This window comes from Actinocorallia herbida (assembly GCF_003751225.1).
GTDB classification, from domain to species: domain Bacteria; phylum Actinomycetota; class Actinomycetes; order Streptosporangiales; family Streptosporangiaceae; genus Actinocorallia; species Actinocorallia herbida.
In genome coordinates this window covers 7857814-7881288 of record NZ_RJKE01000001.1, presented here as the reverse complement: position 1 = coordinate 7881288, position 23475 = coordinate 7857814, and the positions used below count along the sequence as shown (strand labels likewise).

General features: G+C 65.1%; 23 protein-coding genes and 1 pseudogene. 15 read left to right on the top strand and 9 right to left on the bottom strand.

The features are described from left to right. Positions 1 to 7 precede the first annotated feature (7 nt). Both EDD29_RS35835 and EDD29_RS35830 read right to left on the bottom strand, forming a co-directional pair. A complete protein-coding gene (locus tag EDD29_RS35835; protein WP_123668658.1) occupies positions 8 to 1519 on the bottom strand; it encodes a sigma-70 family RNA polymerase sigma factor in 1512 nt (503 codons plus the stop codon). A 174-nt stretch (positions 1520 to 1693) separates the two neighbouring features. Further along, entirely contained in the window at positions 1694 to 3901 is a 2208-nt protein-coding gene (locus EDD29_RS35830) for a substrate-binding and VWA domain-containing protein (RefSeq protein WP_123668657.1), read from the bottom strand. 292 nt (positions 3902 to 4193) lie between these two features. Between EDD29_RS35830 and EDD29_RS35825 the strand changes: the two genes are divergently transcribed. Continuing rightward, entirely contained in the window at positions 4194 to 5159 is a 966-nt protein-coding gene (locus tag EDD29_RS35825) for an endonuclease/exonuclease/phosphatase family protein (RefSeq protein ID WP_211360112.1), read from the top strand. A gap of 40 nt (positions 5160 to 5199) precedes the next feature. After that, positions 5200 to 6105, top strand: coding sequence for a TrmH family RNA methyltransferase (locus EDD29_RS35820; RefSeq protein WP_123668656.1), 906 nt, complete (start codon positions 5200 to 5202; stop codon positions 6103 to 6105). Here the strand turns inward: EDD29_RS35820 and EDD29_RS35815 are convergent. After that, a complete protein-coding gene (locus EDD29_RS35815; protein ID WP_211360111.1) occupies positions 6102 to 6836 on the bottom strand; it encodes a phospholipase D-like domain-containing protein in 735 nt (244 codons plus the stop codon). The two genes, EDD29_RS35820 and EDD29_RS35815, sit on opposite strands and share 4 nt — an antisense overlap. A gap of 155 nt (positions 6837 to 6991) precedes the next feature. On the opposite strand from EDD29_RS35815, the gene EDD29_RS35810 reads away from it, so the two are divergent. The 4 genes from EDD29_RS35810 (at position 6992) to EDD29_RS35795 (ending at position 8970) form a co-directional block, all read left to right on the top strand. Beyond that, positions 6992 to 7420 (top strand): ATP-binding protein, encoded by a 429-nt coding sequence (locus tag EDD29_RS35810; protein ID WP_170201707.1) that lies wholly within the window; start codon positions 6992 to 6994, stop codon positions 7418 to 7420. Next, on the top strand, positions 7417 to 7830 hold the full coding sequence (locus EDD29_RS35805) for a hypothetical protein (protein WP_123668654.1): 414 nt from the start codon (positions 7417 to 7419) through the stop codon (positions 7828 to 7830). Before EDD29_RS35810 ends, EDD29_RS35805 begins: the two co-directional genes overlap by 4 nt. A gap of 76 nt (positions 7831 to 7906) precedes the next feature. Then, a complete protein-coding gene (locus EDD29_RS35800) occupies positions 7907 to 8371 on the top strand; it encodes a GntR family transcriptional regulator (protein ID WP_123668653.1) in 465 nt (154 codons plus the stop codon). A gap of 44 nt (positions 8372 to 8415) precedes the next feature. Continuing rightward, positions 8416 to 8970, top strand: a complete 555-nt coding sequence (locus EDD29_RS35795; protein ID WP_123668652.1) for an HD domain-containing protein — start codon at positions 8416 to 8418, stop codon at positions 8968 to 8970. A gap of 36 nt (positions 8971 to 9006) precedes the next feature. Here EDD29_RS35795 and EDD29_RS45055 read toward each other — a convergent pair whose 3' ends face one another. The 3 genes from EDD29_RS45055 to EDD29_RS35785 all read right to left on the bottom strand — a co-directional run bounded on the left by EDD29_RS45055 (position 9007) and on the right by EDD29_RS35785 (position 10926). Then, positions 9007 to 9606 (bottom strand): hypothetical protein, encoded by a 600-nt coding sequence (locus EDD29_RS45055; RefSeq protein ID WP_148086209.1) that lies wholly within the window; start codon positions 9604 to 9606, stop codon positions 9007 to 9009. Between the two features lie 97 nt (positions 9607 to 9703). Next, on the bottom strand, positions 9704 to 10180 hold the full coding sequence (locus tag EDD29_RS35790; RefSeq protein ID WP_123668651.1) for an NUDIX domain-containing protein: 477 nt from the start codon (positions 10178 to 10180) through the stop codon (positions 9704 to 9706). Positions 10181 to 10182: 2 nt separating this feature from the next. Next, positions 10183 to 10926, bottom strand: a complete 744-nt coding sequence (locus EDD29_RS35785; protein WP_123668650.1) for a helix-turn-helix domain-containing protein — start codon at positions 10924 to 10926, stop codon at positions 10183 to 10185. A 251-nt stretch (positions 10927 to 11177) separates the two neighbouring features. On the opposite strand from EDD29_RS35785, the gene EDD29_RS35780 reads away from it, so the two are divergent. The 7 genes from EDD29_RS35780 (at position 11178) to EDD29_RS45045 (ending at position 17771) form a co-directional block, all read left to right on the top strand. Next, positions 11178 to 11366 (top strand): hypothetical protein, encoded by a 189-nt coding sequence (locus EDD29_RS35780; RefSeq protein ID WP_123668649.1) that lies wholly within the window; start codon positions 11178 to 11180, stop codon positions 11364 to 11366. Beyond that, positions 11366 to 11593, top strand: coding sequence for a hypothetical protein (locus EDD29_RS35775; RefSeq protein WP_123668648.1), 228 nt, complete (start codon positions 11366 to 11368; stop codon positions 11591 to 11593). The genes EDD29_RS35780 and EDD29_RS35775 overlap by 1 nt, the downstream gene beginning before the upstream one ends. 4 nt (positions 11594 to 11597) lie before the next feature. Continuing rightward, positions 11598 to 11792: a hypothetical protein gene (locus EDD29_RS35770; RefSeq protein ID WP_123668647.1), complete on the top strand. Its 195-nt coding sequence runs from the start codon at positions 11598 to 11600 to the stop codon at positions 11790 to 11792. Next, positions 11789 to 12448 carry a DUF2637 domain-containing protein gene (locus EDD29_RS35765; protein ID WP_211360110.1) on the top strand — a complete coding sequence of 220 codons (660 nt, stop codon included), beginning with the start codon at positions 11789 to 11791 and terminating at the stop codon, positions 12446 to 12448. The genes EDD29_RS35770 and EDD29_RS35765 overlap by 4 nt, the downstream gene beginning before the upstream one ends. Further along, a complete protein-coding gene (locus EDD29_RS35760) occupies positions 12449 to 12679 on the top strand; it encodes a hypothetical protein (RefSeq protein WP_123668646.1) in 231 nt (76 codons plus the stop codon). Beyond that, on the top strand, positions 12673 to 14595 hold the full coding sequence (locus EDD29_RS45050; protein WP_148086208.1) for an FtsK/SpoIIIE domain-containing protein: 1923 nt from the start codon (positions 12673 to 12675) through the stop codon (positions 14593 to 14595). Before EDD29_RS35760 ends, EDD29_RS45050 begins: the two co-directional genes overlap by 7 nt. 404 nt (positions 14596 to 14999) lie before the next feature. After that, a complete protein-coding gene (locus EDD29_RS45045) occupies positions 15000 to 17771 on the top strand; it encodes an NACHT domain-containing protein (protein ID WP_148086207.1) in 2772 nt (923 codons plus the stop codon). Positions 17772 to 17956: 185 nt separating this feature from the next. On the opposite strand, the gene EDD29_RS47880 is transcribed toward EDD29_RS45045, so the two are convergent. Next, positions 17957 to 19441, bottom strand: coding sequence for a recombinase family protein (locus EDD29_RS47880; RefSeq protein WP_123668643.1), 1485 nt, complete (start codon positions 19439 to 19441; stop codon positions 17957 to 17959). A gap of 38 nt (positions 19442 to 19479) precedes the next feature. Here EDD29_RS47880 and EDD29_RS35740 point away from each other — a divergent pair. Further along, positions 19480 to 19917: pseudogene (locus tag EDD29_RS35740) on the top strand (TrmH family RNA methyltransferase); the annotation flags it as partial. A gap of 45 nt (positions 19918 to 19962) precedes the next feature. Then, the gene (locus tag EDD29_RS35735) at positions 19963 to 21291 is read left to right on the top strand and encodes an IS630 family transposase (protein ID WP_246052464.1); all 1329 of its coding nucleotides are present in this window, start codon (positions 19963 to 19965) and stop codon (positions 21289 to 21291) included. A 7-nt stretch (positions 21292 to 21298) separates the two neighbouring features. On the opposite strand, the gene EDD29_RS35730 is transcribed toward EDD29_RS35735, so the two are convergent. Beyond that, positions 21299 to 22396 carry an IS630 family transposase gene (locus EDD29_RS35730; RefSeq protein WP_246053176.1) on the bottom strand — a complete coding sequence of 366 codons (1098 nt, stop codon included), beginning with the start codon at positions 22394 to 22396 and terminating at the stop codon, positions 21299 to 21301. A gap of 425 nt (positions 22397 to 22821) precedes the next feature. Then, the gene (locus EDD29_RS35725) at positions 22822 to 23451 is read right to left on the bottom strand and encodes a TetR/AcrR family transcriptional regulator (protein WP_170201706.1); all 630 of its coding nucleotides are present in this window, start codon (positions 23449 to 23451) and stop codon (positions 22822 to 22824) included. Positions 23452 to 23475: the final 24 nt, after the last annotated feature.

Sequence of the window (23475 nt, the reverse complement as noted above, 5' to 3'; positions counted from 1 at the left end):
CGCGCCGTCACGGGGCGGGGTCGGCGTCGTCGTCCCCGTCCCCCGGGTCGGGCGCGGCCGGGCACAGCCAGGCGACGGTCGCGACCCCCGCGGGGGAGAAGTCGATGTCGACCTCGCCTTCGACGCACTCCTCCGCACGCGTCACGGTGAAGGTGACGAGCCGCGTGGCGCCCGACTTCAGGACGCCCGAGCCGCCCCCGGTGATGGGACCGTAGCCCTCCGCGGACCACTCGACGGGCCCGCCCGCCGCCTTGATGGTGACGGAGCACTGGGTGGCCTCCGCGGCGATCGTGCACCCCGGCCCGACGACGAGCTCACCGGGTTCGACCTCGGTCTGCGTCGGCTTCGGAGAGCTCGAGGTCGGCTTCGGCGACGAAGGAGCGGGGGCGGCGCCGGTGGGCGAGGGGTCGGGCTCCTCGGTCTCTTCCGACGGCGTGGAAGTCGGCTTCTTGGACTTCGTCGGACGCTCAGAAGGATCCTCGTCGAGAACCTCGGCGGTCTCCGACGAACTGGGGACGACCGCGGTGTCGCCGACCTGAGGGGTGCTTGAGGCACTGAGATCGATGGTGAACAGCCCGAAGATCAGCGCGCCGACGGCCGCCGCGCCGACGGTAGGCCACACGAAGGCCGGGATGCGGTCGGTCTTCGCGGCCTTGCCGGGCCGGGCGGCGCGCAGCCCGTGGTCCACGACCGTGCGGTCGGTGCGCGGTGCGCGGTCCACCATGGTGCGGTCGGGGTCGGCCGGGGCGCGGTGCCCCTGGCGTCCGGTGGCCTCGACGGGCCAGCCGCGCGAGTCGAACGGCATCGCGCGCCGGGCGATGGCCGCGCGTTCGTCGTTCATCCCGGGGTCGAGCGCGCTCGCCAGGATGCGCGACTCGAGGTTCGGCGGCGCGACCGCGACCGGCAGGACCGCGAGGAGCCTGCCGAGCTGGACCCGGTCGTGCCCGACGAGCGCGGCGACGGCCTCGGCGAGATCGTCGCGCGAGCCCTCGGCCAGCGCGGCGGCCTCGGTCGGCGGAATCGCGAGGGCGCCCGCGAGCTCGGTGTCGGTGAGCCCGTGCCGGACGGTCAGGTCGACCGCCTCGCGCTGGCGTCCGGAGAGCGCGCTGAGGGCCTTGTGGGCGAGGGCGCGCGCGTCGTTGTGGCGCTGCCGCTCCTCGGCCGTGGCGAAGTCGTCGGGCGCCTCGGGCGCGGGCCTGCGGCGGGTGGGCCGGTCCGGGCCGCGCAGGATGCGCTGGCACTCCCGCCGCGCGAGCGCGTACAGCCATCCGCGCAGCCGCGCGTCGGCGGGCAGCTGCGCGATGTGCGCCTCCGCCGCCAGCAGCGTGTCGTGGACGACCCGGGCCGCGTAGGCCTCGTCCCGCAGGATCGCGTGACAGTAATCGAACAGCTGAGGTCCGTACCGGTCGTAGACGAGCGTGAGCGCGTCGGTCGAGCGGTTGCGCAGTGCCCGGATGAGCGGCTGGTCCTCGTACGGGGTGTCGGGCACGTGCTCGTGCTGACCCTGCCATGCGGCCAACTCAGGACCTCCAGCGAGGAGTCGGGTAGGGATCCGACAGAAAGGACGGCTCGCACTGTGTCACGGTTGACACGGGTACGTCCATTTATCTGACGGTGATTGCCTGATCTTGTGCCAAAAGGGGGCTCGACCCTTCCGGTCAAGCCCCCTTTTGGGGTGAAACGGGTGATTCTGTCAGCAGGTGGTCTCTGCTCCGGCGCACATCCGCTTGGACAGTGCCTGGAGGAAGATCTGCTGGATCTCCGCGGCGTTCTTCGGGATGTAGGCGTCGCCGCCCGTGATCTTCGTGATCTGCTTCATGATGGCCAGCTGCGCCTTGCCGGAGCCGATGCTGATCATGATGACCTGGACCGGCTTGCGGTCGTCGACCTCGGTCTTCAGCGTCTTCAGGAGCTGCTTGAGGTTGATTCCGCCATTCGGGTCGTCATTGCCCAGACCATCGGTGAACAGGACGATCGAGTTGATCCGGCCCGGCTGGTGGGTCTTCTTCATGTAGCGGTAGGCGCCCAGGACGGTGTCGTAGAGACCCGTGTTGTTCGCGGGCATCGCCTTGACCGACAGCAGGCCCTGCTTGATCCGGTCGAGCTGGGTCACCGAGCCGAATCGCTTGTTCAGCGGCGCGACCGGCACGACCTCCTTCCAGTCCTGCTTGCCCTGGAGAAGGTCGGCGAACATCCAGGTGCCGATCTGGCTGTCCTGCGGGAACTGGGTGAGGCCCTGCGAGGCGATCTGGAGGATCGTCTGCATCCGGGTCGCGCCGTTGCCGCCGGGGATCGGGTCGTTCATCGTGCCCGAGACGTCGATGACGGACAGCATGCGGATCGCCAGGGACAGCTTCGACCAGTCCTGGGTGATCTTGTAGATCTGCTCGGGGGTCGCCAGCGGAAGCTTCTGGATGCGGCCCGCCGACAGCCCGATCTTCGCGTTGAACGCCGCGGGCGCCTTGCGGTCCGGGGTGCGGAAGCCCAGCGCCTCGTAGTTCTTCAGCGCCTCGGGCGTCGCCAGCTGCTTGGCGAGCTCCTGTCCGGCCTCGGCCTTCTTGGAGTCCGTCGTGGTGATGGCGACCGGGTAGTCCAGGCTGACCATGCCCTCGTACGGGTAGACCGTGACGGCCGGTTCCTTCGGCTTCGAGGTGTTGTACTTGTACACCGAGTACTCGGGCGCGATCAGCAGCGGGAAGCGGCCCCGCGCGTCACGCTTGAAGTTCTTGAACAGCGCCTCGTTGCTCGCCACCGTGTGGTTGCGGATGGTCTGCGCGATACCGGTGAAGATGGTGTCGGCGGCCTTGTCGCTCTCCAGCAGCGTGCGCAGCATCGAGATGGCCGACATGCCGGTGCCGGTGCTCACCGGGTCGGGCACCCGCATGTCCAGCAGCTCCGGCGGGATCAGCTGGTTCTTGGTGACGCCGCCGCCCTTCACGCCGCCCGCGGCGGACAGCAGGTTGTCCCAGGACGGGTTCTCCATGATGCCCTCCTTCGACAGCTGCTTGGCGAGCGTCGCGGGGACGGCCACGACCACGGGGGACGTGGCGATGGAGACGGTGGTCGGCGTGACCAGCTTGCTGTCGGCGGCCTGGACGAGGCCCGTCCACAGGGACGAGTCCGGGATCCACACGTCAGGGCGCTCGACGGTGCCGGACGAGACGCCCTCACCGGTGAGGGTGGTGCGCACGGCGTTCGGGTCGGTGGCGACGATCTCGGCGGTGTAGCAGACGCCGCCGAACTCGGTGCCGGCGTCGTTGAACGCCTGCGCCGACTTCTCCACGCCGGGAGCGATCTCCTTGGCTACGGCGACCGTCAGCGTCGTCTTGGTGCCCGAGCAGCCTCCGGACTTCTGGTCGAACGCCCAGACGGCCACACCGAGGAGCATCGCAAGGCCGACCGCTCCGGCGAGCGGGCCTATGAGCGCGCTCTTCTTGCGCTTGCGCTTTCCGTGCTCTCCGGAGCCCGCGTACCCGAAGTCGGTACCGCTGCCGCCGCCCCCGCCGTAGCTGGAAGACGGCGAGCTGGAGGCGGGCGTCGAAGACGACTCACCGGGGCCGGTCGGGAACGGGCGGTCGAAGGAACTCCCCTGTACGGGCGCGCCGTAGTAGGAGTTGTCCGACGCGGAGCCCTGTCCCTGCCCGTAGCCGCGGCCGTTGGGGTCGGACGCGCCAGAGAAGCCGCCGGCGCCGTAAGCGGAGCCGGAAGCGCTGGAGCCGTACCTGTCCTGCGACCAAGACGAGTCGGTGGGCTGCGCGGGCCCGGGGCTCGCGGAGAGTCCGTTCGCGGACGACGAGCCACCCGTCCGAGGGCTGAACCAGTCGGTGCTCTCAGCGGACGGGTACTCCGAGGAGGAGCCGTATCCACCCTCGCCCGGGAGGTCTCCGGGGGGACGAGTCATGGTGCTCTCCGGGTTCTGTCATCGGGGCCCTGCCTGGTCAGCAACGCGCCAGGCGTCAGTCGGAGGCACTGTAGCGTTATCACTCATCCGGCACAAAGGGCTGAAAACAGGCGATCTATCGGTACAAGGTTGCATGTCCTGATTTATTTGGATTACTCGTCAGTAGCTTCAGGGTGCCGAATCCACGTGTCGTGACCGTTTCCCTACGCTGCGCCGAGTGAGCGATCTCTTCCCTCGGGGTGACGACTTCGTTCCGCCCCCGTTCGTTGAGGTTGTCGTGGACACTGAATCCGTGACCGAAACGTTGCCGAGGCGCAGGACCGGATACCGGATCGCTTGGGCGGCGGCCGCGCTCTGGGGAGCCTGGGCCATCGCCAGAGTGAGCGGCGCCGACCGCCTCCCGATCGTCGGGGGTTTCGGTCTTCCGTTGACGGCCCTCACGCCCTATGCGGCGGCCACTTCGATCGTTCCCCTCGGGCTCGCCCTCGCCGCGCGCAACCGGTGGGCCGCCGTCGTCGCGGCCGGCACCGCCGCGGCCTTCGCGCTGGTCCTGCTGCCCAGGGCCGTCGCCGTCACCCCGCCCGCCGCCGCCGGGCCGCAGGTGCGCGTCCTCACCGCCAACCTCATGTTCGGCCGCGCCGACCCCGCGGAGGTCGTCAAGCTCGTGGCCGAGCACGACGTCGACGTGCTGAGTGTGCAGGAATTCACACCCGACGCGCAGGCCGCGTTCCGCGAGAACGGCTTGGACAGGTACCTCCCCTACGAGGTGCTCGCCCCCCAATGGGGCGCCGAGGGCTCCGGCCTGTACTCCCGCCACCCGCTGACCGAACTCCCGCCCATCTCCGGCACCACGCTCCACCAACCGCGCGCCTCCCTCACCCTCGACGGCCGCACCGTCCACGTCACCGCGGTGCACCCCCTGCCGCCCATCGACCCCGCCGGCGTCGCCGACTGGCACCGGACCTACGAGAGCCTGCCCTCCGCGGACGCCGAGGGCGCCGTCCAGATCCTCGCCGGCGACTTCAACAGCACCCTCGACCACGCGGCCTTCCGCGGCCTCCTCGACCGCGGCTACGCCGACGCGGCGGACTCCCGCGGCTCGGGCTTCACCCCCACCTGGGGCGTCACCATGATGGGCCCGCCCCTCACCCTCGACCACGTGGTCGTCCCGACGTCCGTCGCGGTCCGCGACTACTCCGTGCACACCCTCGACGGCTCCGACCACCGGGCCGTCCTCGCCGTCCTGCGGCTGCCCTGACCGGCCCGTCCACCCCTCGCGGCCTGGGAGAATGCCCCCTATGGCGGAACTGGTGCACATCTCCGACGCGGCCGATCCCCGGCTCGCCGACTACGTCGGCCTCACCGACGGCCAACTGCGCAAAAGCCTCGAAAGCGAGCAGGGCCTCTTCATCGCCGAAGGGGCCAAGGTCATCCGCCGCGCCGTGGAGACCGGCCACCCGGCCCGCTCCCTCATGATGACGGAGAAGTGGCTCCCCTCCCTGGCCGACCTCCTCGCCACCCTCGACTGCCCCGTCTACCTCGTCTCCGACGCCGTCGCCGAATCCCTCACCGGCTTCGCCGTCCACCGAGGCGCCCTCGCCTCCATGTCCCGCCTCCCCCTCCCCACCCTCCCCACCTCCCTCACCCCCACCACCACCCCCGCCCCCCACCGCATCCTCATCCTGGAAGACCTGACCAACCACACGAACGTCGACGTCCCCGAACAACCCACTTCCGAGCCCAAGCGCATTTTGATCTTGGAAGATCTGACGAACCATACGAACGTCGGGGCAATTTTTAGGTGCGCCGCTGCTCTGGGCGTCGATCTGATCGTGTTGAGCCCGCGTTGTGCGGACCCTCTATATAGAAGGTCTGTGAAGGTGTCGATGGGGGCTGTGTTCGCTGTTCCGTACGTCCGGATGACGGACTGGCACAACGACCTCAGCGTGATCCGTGGGGCGGGCTTCCGTCTGTTGGCGTTGACGCCGGATCAGGATGCCGTGCCGTTCGACAAGGCGGAGATGGGGGAGAAGGTGGCCCTGATGCTCGGTTCCGAGGGCGACGGATTGTCGTCCCACTGGATCAAGGAGGCCGACGAGGCCGTCACGATCCCGATGAGCGCGTCGGCGATGGCCCTGGGCGTCGACTCGCTCAACGTGGTGGCCGCTACGGCGATCGCGTGCCACAGCCTGGTGACCCGCTAGAGCAGGGTCCTTTGCGCGCTCTCCCAGGTGCGTTCGAAGCTCTCCAGGTAGGTGGGCATCATGTCGCCGGCCGACGTCTGCCGCAGGTGCAGGACGGGTGCGCGGGCGGCGGCGATGCCGAAGATGTGCGGGTTGACGAGCATCTCGGCGTCACCGCGGTAGATGGAGCTGTAGAGCACGGTCCTGTGGAGGCGGACTTCAATGCCGTCCGCGCCTCTGAGGGGCCGGTAGCACGCGAGGGCGTTGCGGATCTTCGCCGACACGGCGTCCCCTACGCCTTCGGCCTCCCCCCGTTCGGTGACTTCAGGGCTGTCGGGATCGCCCAGAAGGATTCTGACGGACGCGCCTGCCGCCGCCCGTTCCCTGAGCGCCCGCACGATGCCCGCGTCCTCGGCCAGGAAGAGCCCTGAGTAGACGAGGACACCTATATCTCTCTGTGCAGACGCGAACAGGCGGTACCAGACGTCACGCGGGACAGCCCAGCGATGCGGGTAGGTCGCCAGGATCTCGGCGTCCCCGCCAGGAGGCGACGCCTGACCGTTGGCGAGTTCCGGCCACAGCTCGCGTTCGTCGACGCCCAGGATCTCGGCCAGCCCCACACGGTGACGCGGGTAGGGGAGTCGCCCGTCCAGCCATCGCCGCACCGTCTTCGGATCGACGTCCAGTTCTACGGCGATGTCGCGTTCGGTCAGCCGTGACTGTGCGATCGCCTGCCTGAGAGAGTCGCTCACCGGTGCCTCCGCACGATGGGGATGCGACGACGGTAACAGAAGACGTCCCCAGACGTCCCTAGGTGTCGATGGAGACATCCTCGCGAAAACGACAGGCTTCAACGCATCCGAAGGTGTGCGCACGCCTACCCATCGTTAGCGAACCGAGGTCAACCATGCTCGCCGTACCTCAGGCGACCCCCTACGGGGAGTTCCGTCTCGGCCTCCTGGCCGAAGAACCGGCCCTGGCCATCATGCGCAGGCTGACCAAGTGGGCCGTCCAGTCCTGGAACCTGACGCCCCTCCTGGACGACGCCGTGGTCGTCATCAACGAGCTCGCCACCAACGCCGTCCAGGCCGCCCCCGGCCACTGGATCGAGATGCGCCTCCGCCGCCAGCCCGAAGGCGTCCTCCTGGAGTGCTGGGACCCCGCCCCCGCGCTCCCGCCCGCCCCGAAGCTCTCCGACGAGGAGGACGAGGCCGGCCGCGGCCTGTTCATCGTCTCCTGCATGGCCACCCGCTACGGCGTCGAACAGCACTCCGAGCGCCACGGCAAAACGGTCTGGGCCCTCCTCAGCCCGCAGGCGGAGGAAGCAGCGGCGTGACGTCCCCGTCCGAGGCGGTCCGGCTCATCACCGCCCGCCTCACAGCCTTCGAAAGCACCCTTCTCAACCGGATCGGCACCGTTGAGCGAAAGCTGGAAACGCGCCTCGCGGCCATAGAGACCGTTCTGAGGGAGCACGCACCCGAACGGGACTTGGGATGCGGCCAGGGCCCCGACGGAGAACACGTCCTGACGAGCACCTGCCCACTCACCTGCCTGCAACCCCCGGTGCTCCCCGCCAGGCCGTACAACGCCCTCGTCTCCGGCTGCTGCTTCTCCGTCATCGGCGACGTCATCACGGCGTCGCAAGCCGGAGAACTGACCGAGCTGCGCAACATGGGCCCGATCAGCGCTGAACGCGTGGAATCCGTCCTCCGCACGGCTGGCCTTCTCCCAAGAGTCGAATCCTGATCCCGGGGCGTCCGCCGCCAACACCGCCGGACGCCCCACCCACTGAGACGATCGACACCGACCGAAGGAAGGCGACATGAGCCCAACCGCGTGGGGTGCATACTCCCAGATCGCAGACACCCTCAGAACCCGAATCACTGAGGGCACCTACGCCCCAGGCGCGAAGCTCCCCTCAGAATCCGCCCTCTGCACCGAGTTCACCGTCACCCGCAACACCATCCGCCGCGCCCTGACCGTCCTGGAGAACGAGGGCCTCCTCATCACCACCCCCGGCACCGGCCGCACAGTCCGCCACCTGAACACCCCCACCACACTCCCCATCCCCGCCTACCGCCGCATAGCCGACGCCCTACGCCGCCAGATCGCCGAAGGCGTCTTCCCCGAAGGCACCCTCCTCCCCAGCGAATCCGCCCTCATGACCACCCACCGCGTCTCCCGAGGCACCGCCCGCCAAGCCCTCTCCGACCTCCAGGGCGCCGGCCTCATCGAGTCCCACCACGGCAAGGGCCGCTACGTGCGCAGACGTCCCCAGACGCCCTGACCAAGTCCGTGGACGTCCGCCATCCCCGAACTACCGTCGAACCCATGAAGAACACAGCCGCCTGGGCCCGCGAAATAGCCCGTGACCTCCTGGAAGAGCCCCTCCCGCGCCGCTGGGCCCACACCCAGGGCGTAGCCGCCAAGGCCCGTACCCTGACCCCCATCCTCGGCAACAACGCCGACCTCCTAGAAGCCGCCGCCTGGCTCCACGACATCGGCTACAGCCCGAAAATCCAAGGAACCGGCTTCCACCCCCTAGACGGTGCTCGCCACCTTCGCGACGTCGATCACGCCTCTCACACCCTGTGCTGTCTCGTCGCCAATCACTCCTGCGCCCTGATTGAAGCGGCGGAGCGGGGAATGGCCCATGTGCTGTCCGAAGAGTTCCCCAGCACCGATCAGCCCCTTGCAGACGCCCTGATCTACTGCGACATGACGACTGCACCGGATGGAGTGGCGGTTGCATTTTCGGACCGATTGGCGGAGATCCGACAGCGATACGGGCCGCACGATTTGGTCACGCGATTCATCGATAAGGCGGAGCGCAGTCTGGATGAAGCTGTGCGCGCTGTTGAGCGTAAAGTATTCCTGCTGGTTTAGCCTTTTGAACCCGCAGGAGTGTCCAGGTGTAAGTTTCTAGCTGACCTCAACATCGCGTGTGAGGAAGCTCCATGGCCCGGCCTTTCGATCGGGCGCAGTTACCAGGACTCTGGGCACGACGGGATCGTCAAGATCGATGACGATGTAGCTGTTGTATCGGGGTAGTTTAACGTTGACTATCTGGTCGATGCTGAACTCTTTCACGGTGCGGGATCCCTCGGTGATGAGTGCAAAACCGATACCGTCCATGGGAACGGCTCGGCCTTGGTGGTAGATCTCGACATCGTCGAAGCTTCTTAGTGAGGCTGCAGAATATGAATTTGTTCCATGTTCCTTGGCTGCGCGGTCTGCTTGGACGCGGACGTTCCACGCGTTCGCCAGTCCAATTACCTTTCGGGATTCCTTGAGTCGCGAGTATTGAACTAGGAGGAGGGTAAAGAGTAGGGCTCCGGAAACTATCTTCCATGTTTGATCTGGGCTGGGGTCGGGATTGATTAGTGGGTAGAAGATAGCTAGGAAAACTAGTGCGAGGCCGGTTATGGCTCCAAGTTCGCCGCCAACGTCATATTCTTGAGCATCGACAAGCTGGTCGTCCCCTGGTCCGCTTGGAATCTTACTTCTTCGGTTTCTTTTCAAGTTTTTACTTTCTGCAATTCCGGATCTTTCATTCGGCTAGAATAAGGATTCTATATTTCTAGACGAGAACGCGCAGGATTCGATTTGAATGCGACAATTAGGTGATCATGGGGTTGCTTATTCCTGAAATAAACCTCTGGATACGGATCTTCATAGATCGATCCATCTGCAGAGTCCCCAAGCTTTCGGGGTCGCACCACGCGACTTCCCACGACTCATCGCTTGGTGTCGGTTCGCCTGAGGAGAGGCTGGCGGTGAGGACGATGGAGAACTCTTGGCGGACCTCGTCGTTGCTGGTGTAGTGGATGACGTGGCGGGGGTCGGAGTAGATGCCGACGAGGCCGGTGATCTCGCAGGTGATGCCGGTTTCTTCGAGGGTTTCGCGGATGGCGGCTTGGGCCACGGATTCGCCCAGATCGATGGCGCCGCCGGGGACGGCCCAGTTGCCGTTGTCGGTGCGGCGGATCATGAGGATGCGGCCGGCGTCGTCGGTGACGATGACGTTGACGGAGGGGACGAGGCTGTTGGCCTTGGGCGCGTTCGGGTCGTCGTAGTAGTCGATCCTGCGCGCCATGGTCAGCCTTCCGGTAGCGGGGTCGCGCCTTCCCAGACGCGTTCGAAGCTCTCAGCGTAGGTGTTGTAGAGGTCGCCGCCGGGGAGCTTGCGAAGGTGCCAGACGGGGGCCTGGGCGGCGGCGACGCCGTAGACGTGGGTGTTGACGAGCATCTGGTCGTCGGCCACGTAGAGGGAGTTGTAGAGCGTCGTGCTGTGGAGGCGGAACTCGATCCCGTCCAGGCGGCGCAGAGGCTTGTACATGACGATGGCGTTCCGGATCTTCATGCCCATGGCCTCGTCGATGCCCTCGTCTCCGCCGCGTTCGGCGACCTGGGGGCTGTCGGGGTCACCGAGCAGGATGCGGACGCGTGCGCTGGCTTCGGCCTTCTCGCGGAGGAGCCGATGAAGGCCGGTGTCCTCGGCGAGGAAGAGACCCGAGTAGACGAGGACGCCTATCTCACGTTCGGCGGTTCCGAAGAGGCGTCCCCAGGCGTCCCGAGGAACAGACCATCGGTGCGGGTAGATGGTGACGACTTCGCTGCCCGACGCCGACGTCACCTGGTCCTGGGAGAGCGCATCGGGCCAGAGGTAGGTCTCGTCGCTCCCGAGCTGCGAGGCCGCCGCGAAGCGGTGGCGACGGTAGGGAACGCGATCCTGCGTGATCCAGCGTTCGACCGTCTTCTCATCGACCCCGATCGACTCGGCGAGCGCTGCGACGGACAAGCCCTTCTGCAACAGGGCCGCTCGCAGCCTCTCGTTCGCCATGCGCTCCGACCGGTTCTGGAGGACGTCTCGGGACGCCCCCACCCTACGGAGGACGTCATGAACACGTCCAGTCATGTAGTGATCAAGTCCCCACCCTCAGGCGCATCCTCACTGGTGTAAGGCGAACCGGAATCGCCTGAACCCCCCCGAAACACACAGACCCGCGAGGACGCCTCAGGACGTTCTCCAGGTCTTGCACATGCTGAACATGTTCGTGTTCCTCGGGTGGTTCGGGCAGAGAGGAGCTTCAAGTGCACCTTCACAGCCTGGACGGATGGAACATGCGCTGCCCGTGCGGGGCGCGCAACGAACGGATCTACGGCCTTTGCCGCAAGTGCGCGGCCCGCGCCGTCTGGCGGCGGCGCAAGGCCCGGCGGAGCTGGCGCAGCCGCCTGGCCTCCCGCGTCGAGCGCACCTTCGAGCTCACCGGAGGCGCCTGATGCTCGTCGTCATAGGAACCTGCCTGCTGGCGCTCGCCGGCCTCGTCGCCTACGTGCTCGCCCTCCTCGGCGCGCGCAGCGAGAACAAGCCGACCGACCTTCCCGGCACCGCACCGAACTGGCGCGCCGCCTACGCACGCCGCGTCATGGGCGTCTACGTGCGCCGCCCCAAGCCTGCGCCCGAGCACACCGACCGACGCGACCTCACCACGACGGGACGGAGGTGATCCGATGGTCGTCTCCGTTCCCGCCGTCGTCCTCTTCGCCGTCCTCGTCTGGGTGCTGTGGCGCTACGCCGGACTCACCCTGTGGCGCATCGTTCTCGTCGCGCTCTTCGGTTTCCTCGTCGCCTCTACGGACATCGCCCCCGACATCACCGAAGTCCTCAATGCCGTCAATGGCTACATCTCCGGGATAGACCCGTGACCGGCACGGCCCTCGTGAAGCCACAGCATGAGGACGTGTCCGGCCGGGTCCAGGACGGGCCGGTACGAGACCGGTGGGTGACGGCCGGGATGCTCGTCTCCGCAGCGTCCGCGGCTGTCGCCAGCTTCTCCGGCCTCTACGGCCTGGCCGTCTTCGCCGGCTGGCCTCTCCGCCTCGCCTGGCTCCTGCCTCTGACCGTCGACGCCTACGCGATGACGTCCGCCCGCGTCTGGCTCGCTAGGACGACCGAGTCCGACGCCGCCCGAGGCTTCGCCCGCATCAATGCCCTCCTCGCCATCACGGCCAGCATCACCGGCAACTCCGTCTACCACGCCATCAGCACCGGGCTCCTGCCGATGTCCTGGCCGGTCGTCGTTCTCGTCGGCGCCGTCCCCGCGGCCGTCCTCGGATTGACCGCGCATCTTCACGCGCTGCGCGGCCATCCTGAGCCGTCCCCTCCGGTGCCTACGGCGCCGCACCAGGACGAGGAGACATCCCTCCTGGCAGCCGCAAGGGCGGCGGACGCCGCCTACCGAACCGAACACGGCCGACCCATCACCCGGGACGCCCTCCGCTCACGCCTCCGCATCAGCACGAGGAAAGCAACTGAACTCCGAAGACGACTATCCGCCGAGAACGAAGGAGGCGATGCCTGAGTGACCGACCTGCCCCGGAAGCTCCACGCACAGGAGGACCAGAACGACACCGACACCAACCGCGAGTTCGCCCGCCTTAACACGGAACTCCGCAGCCTGCGACTCTCCCGTGCCAACCTTGCAGCCGCCGCCCGCGCCGCCATCGCAGCCCTCCAAGACCACGAACCGGACCCGCTCTTCTACCTGCGCGACGAACTCACCGCCCAGGGCTTCGGAGACCCGACATGGTGAGGGCCAAGCAGATGCGCCGCCGCACCCGCCGAATGCGCCGCCAGGGCCTCCAACCCATCGTCCTCATCGAAGGTGGCGAAGCCCTCCCCGCAGCCACCGCGGCCGTTCTCGCACGCTGGCTCTGGCGCTACCGCTCCGAGCTGGCGCCCGTTGTCTTGGCCGCGCTCCTCGCAGCCTTGGCCGGCTACCTCCACGCCGCCCATCCCCATTCGTGGACGTGGCAATTGCCCATCGCCTGCATTCTCACGGCTATGACGCTCGGCTTCGGCGACAAGGCGGGCCTGAGCGTCCGTCTGGAGCGCGTCTACGCCGCCTTCGTGCTCTTCACATCCGGTCTCTGGCTCGCCGCCGCAACGACGTTCGGCATCACACACAGCCCGCTCCCGCAACTCCTGCTAGCAGGTGGCCCGCTCCTCTCCATCCCCTGGTGGACCCACCGCCGACTCCGCGCGAAGGTCCGCGTAGACCGCAAGCTGGCGGCCTGGCCCGAGGTCGCCCCTACCGTCGGGCTGAGCGGTTCCCGAGTCATGTCCGCGATAGTCGACCACTGGGGCTGGCGCGCCCGCTTCGCCTTGGCCCGCGGCCAGACCATCCAGGACGTCACCGCAAAGATCCCCGCCCTCGAATCCGCCCTCGGCACCCACCGCGGCGCCGTCCGCATCTACCCCACCCGAGACGACCGAGCCAACCGCTTCGAACTCCGCGTCCTCGACCGCGACCCCCACGCCGACGCCATCCCCTGGCCGGGCCCCTCCACCTCGACCATCACCGACCCGATCGACCTGGGCCCCTTCGAAGACGCCACCACCACAAGCGTCCTCTTCCTCCGCCGCCACGCCCTCCTAGGCGGCATCGCAGGATCAGGCAAGAGCGGCGCCCTCAACGTCATCATGGGCAACCTCACCGCCTGCCACGACGTCGTCATCTGGGCCATCGACCTCAAACGCGGCATGGAACTCCAGCCCTGGTCCTCCTGCATCGCCCGCCTGGCCACCACCCCCGACCAGGCCAAGTCCCTCCTCAAAGACGCCGTAGCCGTCCTAGAGGCCCGAGCCACCCACCTAGCCGCAACCGGCCTCAGAGTCTGGCACCCAACCCCCACGAAGCCAGCCCTCGTCATCGTCATTGACGAATACGCCGAGCTGGCCGAAGACGCCCCCGAATCCATCCCCAACGCCGACTCCATCGCCCGACGAGGCCGAGCCGTAGCCGTCACCCTCATTGCCGCCACCCAACGCCCCACCCAGAAGGCCATGGGCAAAGGCGCCGTCCGCTCCCAAATGGACATCCGCCTCAGCTTCCGAGTCCGCGAACGCCGAGACACAGACCTCATCCTCGGCCAAGGCATGCTCGCCGCCGGCTGGCACCCCCACACCCTCAACGCCCCCGGCAAGTTCCTCATCTCCGCCCCCGACCACACCACCCCCCGCCCCTCCCGCGCCTACCTCCTCACCGACCAAACCGTCACCCAAACCGCCCACCACCACACCCCCCTCCCCCCCCCACCTAGACGCCATCTCCCACCAAGCCATCGAAGCCTCCCAAGCCGGCCTCCCCCCAACTCCACCTCCAGCCCCCAACGTGCCGGTTCCCGAGGCCCAAGAAGCCACCGCCGAAGCAACCCTCTGGACCCTCCTCACAACAGCCCCAGAAGAGGGAACCCCCATCACCCTCCTGATCACCGCCACCGGCAAAAGCCGCCGCTGGGTCTACTACCGCCTCAACGACCACGCCCAAGCTGGCCGAGCCACTCAAGTAACCCGAGGCCGCTGGCGCGCGCACCCTCACCCCAAGTAATCGTGCATCCCCTCGTGCATGCACAACCTCAACGCGCGCCTGCACGTAAAGCACCATCCCCAGCCGCATGCACGTCAGTCCGACACCCTTTACAACCACGCAAGGTGACAAGGAGGTGATCACCAAACGTCGGACCGAGCCCCTGACACTCGCCGCTCCACCCCCACCGAAGAACTCTGCTGGAACGAGTTCTGGCAGGTAGCCGCGTATGTCATGGCCAACATCGAACGCCGACGCCAAGCCGCGAACGAATCAGACAAACGAGCAGGGTGAGAACATTCGTCACTACCTAGGCCAGACTACTTTGCGGCCAAGGCCAGCAGCGTGGGACAGGCATTGTGGTCTCTCCGATCAGTCCGGTCCCACGCGGCTGGCAATACGTGGATTTACCCCTCAAGAGTAGCTTGCATCGAATAGAGTTGCTCGGGGGAAGTACCACGCGCGTTGGATCGAACCTGAACCTTGGGCTCATGAAGACGCGCTTTTCAAGTCCATCTACGTTCGCTCTGGGGCAGTATCTGCGATGCAAGATTATCCTCTTGAAGAGTTGGGGCCGCGTGCGTTTGAGCAGCTGACTGTGGCATTGGCTCTCAAAGTGCTCGGGCCGGGAGTTGAGGCTTTCGGATCAGGCCCGGATGGCGGCCGAGAAGCAACTTATGACGGTCCAGTTTCTTGGTCGGCTACCACTGGACTCGGCACAGACTCCTGGAATGGCTATGTAGTCATTCAAGCCAAGCAGCGAGAGAATCCCGAAGGCCCGAAAAGCAATGCCCTCTGGCTTAAAAAGCAGATTATTGATGAGCTCGATCGTTGGATGAATGAAGAAAGCAAGAGATTGAGGTTCCCTAGATATATCATATTTATGACAAATGTAAGACTCTCTAGTGTTGCAGCCACCGGTGGCATCGACCAGCTCGAAGCAGATATCTGGAAAAAGATTCGTGGTAACGCTCAAGGTGTAGACACACCATACTCACGTGGTTTGCGAGGCTGGAAGATTTGGCATCGAGACCAGATCAATGGAATGCTAACTACCTACAATGGTGTGCGCCAAGCCTTCCCCGGAATGCTCACTGCCGGAGACGTTCTCAGCAGAATACGCCAGCTTCCGGGGGCTCTAAACCTAGAGGATCTTCATCCAGTACTCACTACGCATGCGCGCACTACGCTGACGAACGAGCGATGGGTTAATTTCAGTGAGGCCGGGGGTAGCGCACGGCAGTCCGTAGAAAATGTAATAATCGATCTCAATATTGAAGGCGATAGAGGCTACAGGAACACCATTCTCAAAGAGGTGTTCGCGCTAGGCGATACAATTCAGAAGTCGTCTATGTCAAACGGTGCGCCTCGCCATATCGTGATTACGGGACAGCCGGGGAACGGGAAAAGCACCATCAGTAGATTCATCGTTCAGGTGTACCGTTCTGTATTCATGTCCGAAGAAGGGCTCGGTAGGATAAGTGCTGCCGATGTCAGGCAAGGAACGTTCAACGCTCTGGAGCGAGTCGGGATCGATCCACCCAAGAATCGCCGATGGCCATTCCGCGTAAACTTGGCAGATTTTGCTGATGACCTGGGTCCGAGTAGTGACAAGTCACTTATGCGCTGGCTCAGTGAGAAGGTTTCCCTCCGCGCCGAGATTGACCTGAAGCCCATCGCACTTAAAAAGTGGCTTCGAAATTGGCCATGGCTCTTGATACTGGATGGACTTGACGAAGTAACCTCTCCTGAGGTTCGGCGTCGAATTTTGGATGAGATCCAGAATTTTATGGACGATGCGGATGTGGAAGACGCAGATCTTCTTATGGTAATCACGACTAGGCCTACAGGATATACTGAAAGGTTTGCTCCGGATCATTTTTCCCAACTAGATCTTCAATACCTTGATTTCGACTCAGCCGTCGAATACGGCCGCCTGGTGACCACGCTACGTTTGTCGGATGACCTGGACCGGCGCGATCAAATTCTCTCAAAGTTTGAGAAGCACGCAGCGGACTCAACCATGGTTCGTCTAATGAAGACACCTTTGCAAGTACTGATCATGACTTTTATTCTTGAGCGGCTCGGGAATCTACCAGGTGACCGCTATCAGCTCTTTTGGCGATACTATGAAACTGTATATGACCGTGAGTCTGCAAAGAATACTCAACTAGCCTCACTATTTGCTCAATATCGATCTGCGATTACAGAGCTCCACGAGACTGTCGGCCTAACTCTGCAGACTTATGCCGAAACGTCTACGGATGCTAGGGCGCTGTTGCCACTCGAAGAACTTCGTGAACTAGCTAAATCAAGACTTCTTGAAATCGGCCACGACGAAAATATCGGCGCTAGCCGGCTCGCGGATAAAATAGTAACCGCTGCGACTCGCAGACTGGTCTTGCTTAGCCCGTCCGAAGATGACACCGTCTCCTTCGAAATCCGAAGCCTGCAGGAATTGATGGCGGCGCGTGCGCTTAGCAATGGGACCGATGACGCAATTCGTCAACGCCTACGTCTTACGGCGCCGAGCCCTCACTGGCGCAACACCTGGGTCTTTACTGCAGGGCGCCTGTTCGCAGAAGGTCCTGACCACCGCCGCGATCTGGTAACTGAAATTGTTGAGAATGTCGACCGGGACACAAGCTGGCCAGGTTGGCTATGCCCGGTCGGCCCCGAACTAGCGGCAGACCTTATCGACGATGGGCTCGCTACAAGTACGCCAAAATGGCAGAGGCGAATAGTCGATGTCGCACTTAGGGTTCTTGATGGCTACGTGCCGCGTGACATTGCGGGGATGGCACGCGCACTATCTATAGCTGCACAATCAACAACTAATAATCTGATACATATAAGAGGGTCCCTTAAAAAAGCCGTTGCGGGCACTCCAATATCTGCGTTCGTGGCGCGCGCGATAATCGATCGCGGGGATTTCGGAGCTCCCATTTTTATCAAGTATGAGAACGCGAATCCGAAGGAGAACGTAGCTCAGGTCGATATCATCCCACTCCTCCAAGTGCTTCTAGGTGAAATCCAGGGAGACCCTCATGATATCGCCCTAGTCCAATCCGCACTCGATGAGTTGGCGGAAATAAGGGATTTGCGTGAATTTGATCCGAATCGGAAGGTTTATACCTTTCCAAGCCTGCTGCCTCTTACAGTCGAAGCCGTACATTCTGCAAATGCATCGCTGATGCTTTCGCTAATATTCAACGACCTTGACGTGAGTCTATGGAGAGCCCGAGATTTGCTTGCCGCTGCTATCTGGCCTCAGTTGTCGAGAGTTGAGGTGGGTCGGGTGCTACGAAATCTATAAATACTCTCTGAGGACCTCCGAATGGTGAACTAAAGCGGGATGTTTTTCGCGCGCTCGGCTCGTCATGAATTGGATGGTAATTTGATGTTCGGGGAATTCGGTGGCGGGGGAAGCTGCTCGCGACAAGCTAATGAAGAAACTGCGCGAGCTGTGCTCGGGACGAAGGTGAAGAGGTCTTGGAGCTTCTAGGCGTCGGACCAGCGGGGGATGATGGTGGCCTTGGTGGGGTTGGACCAGGGGCCGGGGGAGACTTCGATGCGGGTGATGACCTTGGAGAGGAGTTCTCGGCGTTCGGGTGGGGTGGCGTTGTCCCAGAGGTTGGCGAGGGTGGTGAAGATGGGGCGGTAGGCGGTGGCGGAGGTGCGGGCGGTGGACTTGGCCAGGGCGGCGGCGGATTCGGCGGTGGTTAGGGCCTCGTCTATGGCGGACTTTTCGTCTTGGTAGTCAGATTTGTCTACTAGGCCGTCGGTGTAGAGGCTTAGGAGGCGCTTGCGCTTGGTCTTGAGGCGGTGGATCTCGGCTTCGGCGGACTTGAGGTTGGTGATGGCCTGTTGGGAGGCCAGGGCGCGTTTGGTGTCGGCTTCGATGGTGTCGCCGCCCTTGGCTTGGGTGAGGACCCAGGAGCGGACTAGGGACTCTAGGCGGCGGTTGCTGGCTACGGCGCCGGGGCAGGTTCTGTTGGTCTGGGCGGCTAGGCAGCGCCAGACGTGGTAGTTCCGTTCGCCGTTGCGGGCGCTGATCATCGTTTTCTGGCACTGGCGGCAGACGACCAGGCCGGAGAGGGTGTGGGCGGGGACGCGGAGCCTCGGGGCTTTGAGGGCTGTCTCTTGGCGTTTGGCTCGGTAGGACTCCCAGAGGTCCAAGGGGATGAGGGGGTCATGGGAGCCGGGGCGCCAGATGTCGAAGGCGGCCATGGTGTTCTTGTTGTTGGCGGCTGCGGGGGGTTCGGAGCGTTCGCGGATGAGGCCGGCGGCGAAGCCGTTGTCCATGACTCGGGCTATCGAGGTGGGGGAGAAGAGGTTGCCTCGGGTGGAGCGGTGGCCGTTGGCGTTGAGGTCCAGGGCCAGGCGGCGCATGCCTTCGCCGGCCATGTAGCGCTCGTAGCAGGAGCGGAGGACGGGGGCCGTCACGGGGTCGGGGGTGTAGCCGTCTGCCTTGGAGTAGAGGTAGCCGAAGCGGGGGGCTGTGGTGTGGGGGAGGCCCAGGCGGCGTCGGCGGGCGTGGGCTTCCTTCCAGCTGTCGGAGATCTGGTTGGACTGGAGTTCGGCGATCATCAGCATCTGGTCTCGGCTGAACTTGCCGGCGCTGGTGGTGGTGTCGAAGTCCTCTGTGACGGCGATGACTCGGCCGCCTGCGGCTTCTACTTCGGCGAGGTAGAGGCGGGACTGGAGGAGGTTGCGGCCCCAGCGGGACCACTTCCAGAGGAGGACGGTGTTCCAGCGGCCGTCTCGGATGCCGGCGACGATGTGGTCTACGGAGCGGCGGGCGAACTCTCGGCCGGAGAGGTCCAGGTCTTCGACGCGTTCGACGATGGGGATGCCGTGGCGGGCGGCGTAGGTGTCCTGCTCGTGGGCCTGGAGTTCGGGGCTGAGCATGTCTTCGCGCTTGGTGGAGACGCGGGTGTAGGCGACTGCGATGGTGGGTTCGTCTGTGCGCTTGGGGGAGGGCATGACGTGGGCACCTGCCTCGGGGGGATGCAGTGTGTTGTTTGGTGCAGTCTACGAACGTCGGAGCAATCTTTAGGTGCGCCGCTGCTCTGGGCGTCGATCTGATCGTCCTGAGCCCTCGTTGCGCTGACCCTCTATATAGAAGGTCGGTGAAGGTGTCGATGGGGGCCGTGTTCGCGGTTCCGTACGTGCGCATGACCGACTGGCACAACGACCTCAGCGTGATCCGTGAGGCGGGCTTCCGCCTCCTGGCGCTGACGCCGGATCAGGACGCTGTGCCGTTCGACAAGGCGGAGATGGGGGAGAAGGTGGCCCTCATGCTCGGCTCCGAGGGTGACGGCCTGTCTTCGCACTGGATCAAGGAAGCGGACGAGGCCGTCACGATCCCGATGAGTGCGTCAGCGATGGCGTTGGGGGTGGACTCGCTGAACGTCGTCGCGGCTACGGCCATCGCGTGCCACAGCCTGGTGACGCGCTAGTGTCCTGCGCCTGAAATTCGTTGGTTAAGTATGTATCGTGTTGTTATGGCGAATCGGGGTCCTGCTGCGGTCGAGATCGAGCTGGGTGAGGTCGAGCGGGCGCGGTTGGTGGGTGTGTCAGTGGAGTCGTCGGCGTTGGCTCTTCGGGTGGGGATCGTGCTGGCGTGTGCTGAGCCCGGGGCGAGTAACGCGCGGGTGGCGCGTGATCTAGGGGTGTCGGTGACGACGGTGCGCAAGTGGCGGGCGGCGTTCGCGCGCGGTGGGGTGGAGGGGTTGCTGGATGCGCCTCGGGAGGGCCGGCCCAAGGCCGTGCTGAGGGTGGGTGATGATGAGCGGGTGGTGCTGGTGCGGTGGGCTCGGCGGGCGAAGTCCGCGCAGGTCCTGGCGATGCGAGCGAAGATCATATTGGCGTGTGCGGACGGGATGAGCAGCAAGGACGTCGCCGCCCGGTTGGGGGTGGACGCCTCCACCGTCTCCAAGTGGCGTGGCCGGTTCGTCCGGCTGGGGTTGGATGGGTTGATGGACGAGGAGCGGCCGGGCCGGCCTCCGTCGATCACTCTGGATCAGGTGGAGGAAGTGGTGGTGGCGACGTTGGAGGAGACGCCGAAGAACGCCACACACTGGTCGCGGGCGTCGATGGCCGAGCGCAGCGGCCTGTCGAAGTCGACGATCGGCCGGATCTGGCGTGATTTCGGGCTCAAGCCGCACCGGGCTGAGACGTTCAAGCTGTCGACCGACCCGCTGCTGGTCGAGAAGGTCGTCGACATCGTCGGCCTCTACCACGACCCGCCCGAGAAGGCGGTGGTCCTGTGCACGGACGAGAAGTCGCAGATCCAGGCGCTGGACCGGTCGCAACCTGTTCTGCCGATGATGCCGGGCATGCCCGAGCGCCGCACCCATGACTATGCCCGGCACGGCACCACCACCCTGTTCGCAGCCTTCGACATCGCCGACGGCACCGTCATCGGCCAGATGCACCGCCAGCACCGGGCCGCGGAGTTCAAGAAGTTCTTGATCACCATCGACAAGACCGTGCCCGCCGACCTGGACGTCCACCTCATCGTGGACAACTACGGCACCCACAAGACCCCGGCGATCAAAGCGTGGCTCGCCAAGCACCCACGTTTCCACATGCACTTCACCCCGACGGGGTCCTCCTGGATCAACCAGGTGGAACGCTGGTTCGGCTTCCTGGCCGACCAGAAGATCCGCCGTGGCGCCCACAAAAGCGTCCAGGCCCTGGAAGCCGACATCCGCGACTGGATCAACGACTGGAACAGCAACCCCCGGCCCTTCATCTGGACCAAGACCGCCGAAGAGATCCTCGAATCCCTCGCACGATTTTGCCGACGAATTTCAGGCGCAGGACACTAGTGGCGCGTCACGCAACCTTGCTGGGGTAACTGGTCCAGGAGCGGATCGGGGAGCTGGCGGCGAAGCTGGTCTTGGGGCGTGCGTGCTGGTTGTGCCAGCGGATGTAGGCGGCGATCGCGGTGTTCTGCTCTTCGTGGCTGCGGTGGTCGGTGCCGTTGAGGGCGAAGTAGCGCAGGGCGGCGAATTCGGATTCGATCCAGTTCAGCCAGGAGCCGTAGGTCGGCAGGAACACCAGGTCGACGTCGTTGGCGGTCGCCCATGTCCTGACCTCGGGGTGTTTGTGGGGCGAGTAGTTGTCGCAGATCACGTGCAGTCGCTCGCCGGGCCATCGTGCGCGCAGGGACTTGAGGAAGGACAGGAACTCGCGCCAGCGTTTCCGGTTGCGGATCCGGTAGTAGATCCTGCCGGTGGCCAGGTCGAGGGCGCCGAGCATGTGCCGGACCCCGTCGTTGCGGTTGAACGTCGCGCGCAGCCTGGCCGGATGCCCGGCCGGCCGCCAGGTCTTGCCCTTGCGGGGCATCAGGTTGAGCGGCCCGAACTCGTCCACGCAGATCACCCGCCCGCCCTCGGGCGGGGTGTCGTAGAGGGTCAGGACGGCGTGCATCTTGGTGATGAAATCCGGATCGTTGCTGCTCTTCCAGGTCGTGGTGGTCTGCCACGACACCCCGCCGGTCTTCAGGATCCGCCGCAGGTGCTCAACGCTGAGCGACGTGACCAGCCCGATGTTCTCCAGGTGGGCGGCGAGCTTGGCCAGGCTCCACGTGGAGAAGGCGGTGATGCCCCATTCGGCGGGGGTCGTCCGGGCGATCAGGCAGATGCGCTCACGCACCCACTCACCGATCCTCCTCGGACGGCCCCCGCTCCATTTTGGGTCCAGCGCATCGAACCCCCGCTCATTGAACGCGTGCACCACCGACCGGACATAGTCGTCGCTCACCTGCATCAACGACCTGATCGCCGATGCCGACTGGCCCTGAGCGGACATCAAGACAACGATCGCCCGCCGCAGCTTCACCGGGTCCTTCGCCGACCGGGTGATCCGCTGAAGCTTGCGGCCCTCCTCCATCGACAACGCACGCACGAACACCTCGGGCTTACGCGCCACGACCACCTCCCAGAACAGGCCTGGGACAAGGCTCCCGCGCCCACCCTCGGAGATCAAATAGCCCAGGAACGTTCAGGGACGAGCCACTAGGGCTGGGTCTTCTCGGCGCTCTCCCAGGTGCGTTCGAAGCTCTCCAGGTAGGTGCGCATCATGTCGCCGGTCGGTGTCCGGCGTAGGAGGGATGAAGCTGTAGGGGACGGTCCTGTGGAGGCGGATCTCCACGCCGTCCACGCCTGTGAGGAGCCGGTAGTGCGCGAGGGCGTTGCGGATCTTCGCCGCCACCGCGTCTCCGAGCCCTGAGCCTCCCCGGGTTCGGCTGCCTCAGGGCTTTCGGGATCGCCCGGAAGGATTCTGACGGACGTGCTGACGCACGGTCCTTGAGTGCCTGCTCTGAGTCGGAGTCCGGCGAACTGGCCGGTGCGACCTCACGGCGCGGGGACGGAACCGGTACCACCCTCGTGAAGACGTAGTGTGAGGGTTTTGATGAGGGTGGTGAGTTCGTTGAGGAAGGTGTCGCGGGGGATGGCGGGGCGGTCCAGGACGTAGCGGATGGTGATGTGCTGGAGGGCCTGGAGGGCCATCCAGAGGGTGGCCGGGTCGTGGGGGGTCGCGGGGGCGGCGAGGTGGCCGAAGGCCAGGTCGGTGGCCCGGCGTTCCAGCGTCTTGATCTCGTCGGAGCCGCCCAGGCGGGGCATCTGCTCGACGAGGACGCGGACCAGTTCGCGGTTCTGCTCGGTCGCGTCCAGGACGGCGGCCACGATGGGGCGGACGGTGTCTGTGCCGGGGTCGGCGCTCAAGGTCTCGAAGGTCTCGATCAGGTGGGCGCCGATCTGTTCGATCATGCGCTCCACGGTGGCCGCGATGACCGCGTCCTTGTGCGCGAAGTACTGGTAGAGGCTGCCGGGGCTGATCCCCGCCTCGGCCGCGATCCGGTGGGTGGAGGCGCCGTCGTAGCCGGATGTGGCGAGAATGCGAGCCGTGGCGTCCAGGATGTTCTCGACCATCCGCCGGGACCGCTCCTGACGTGGGATCTTGCGGGGGAACTGCCGTGCCACATCGAGCTCCGAGCCTGGAGAAAC

Bases quoted from the DNA above. Each gene is read 5' to 3' on its own strand.
- EDD29_RS35820 (WP_123668656.1), top strand. From the start codon at position 5,200: ATGGCGGAACTGGTGCACATCTCCGACGCGGCCGATCCCCGGCTCGCC.
- EDD29_RS45050 (WP_148086208.1), top strand. From the start codon at position 12,673: ATGGTGAGGGCCAAGCAGATGCGCCGCCGCACCCGCCGAATGCGCCGC.
- EDD29_RS35775 (WP_123668648.1), top strand. From the start codon at position 11,366: ATGCTCGTCGTCATAGGAACCTGCCTGCTGGCGCTCGCCGGCCTCGTC.
- EDD29_RS35795 (WP_123668652.1), top strand. From the start codon at position 8,416: ATGAAGAACACAGCCGCCTGGGCCCGCGAAATAGCCCGTGACCTCCTG.
- EDD29_RS35810 (WP_170201707.1), top strand. From the start codon at position 6,992: ATGCTCGCCGTACCTCAGGCGACCCCCTACGGGGAGTTCCGTCTCGGC.
- EDD29_RS35770 (WP_123668647.1), top strand. From the start codon at position 11,598: ATGGTCGTCTCCGTTCCCGCCGTCGTCCTCTTCGCCGTCCTCGTCTGG.
- EDD29_RS35830 (WP_123668657.1), bottom strand. From the start codon at position 3,901: ATGACTCGTCCCCCCGGAGACCTCCCGGGCGAGGGTGGATACGGCTCC.
- EDD29_RS47880 (WP_123668643.1), bottom strand. From the start codon at position 19,441: ATGCCCTCCCCCAAGCGCACAGACGAACCCACCATCGCAGTCGCCTAC.
- EDD29_RS35785 (WP_123668650.1), bottom strand. From the start codon at position 10,926: ATGGCGAACGAGAGGCTGCGAGCGGCCCTGTTGCAGAAGGGCTTGTCC.
- EDD29_RS35790 (WP_123668651.1), bottom strand. From the start codon at position 10,180: ATGGCGCGCAGGATCGACTACTACGACGACCCGAACGCGCCCAAGGCC.
- EDD29_RS35800 (WP_123668653.1), top strand. From the start codon at position 7,907: ATGAGCCCAACCGCGTGGGGTGCATACTCCCAGATCGCAGACACCCTC.
- EDD29_RS35735 (WP_246052464.1), top strand. From the start codon at position 19,963: ATGGCGAATCGGGGTCCTGCTGCGGTCGAGATCGAGCTGGGTGAGGTC.
- EDD29_RS45045 (WP_148086207.1), top strand. From the start codon at position 15,000: ATGCAAGATTATCCTCTTGAAGAGTTGGGGCCGCGTGCGTTTGAGCAG.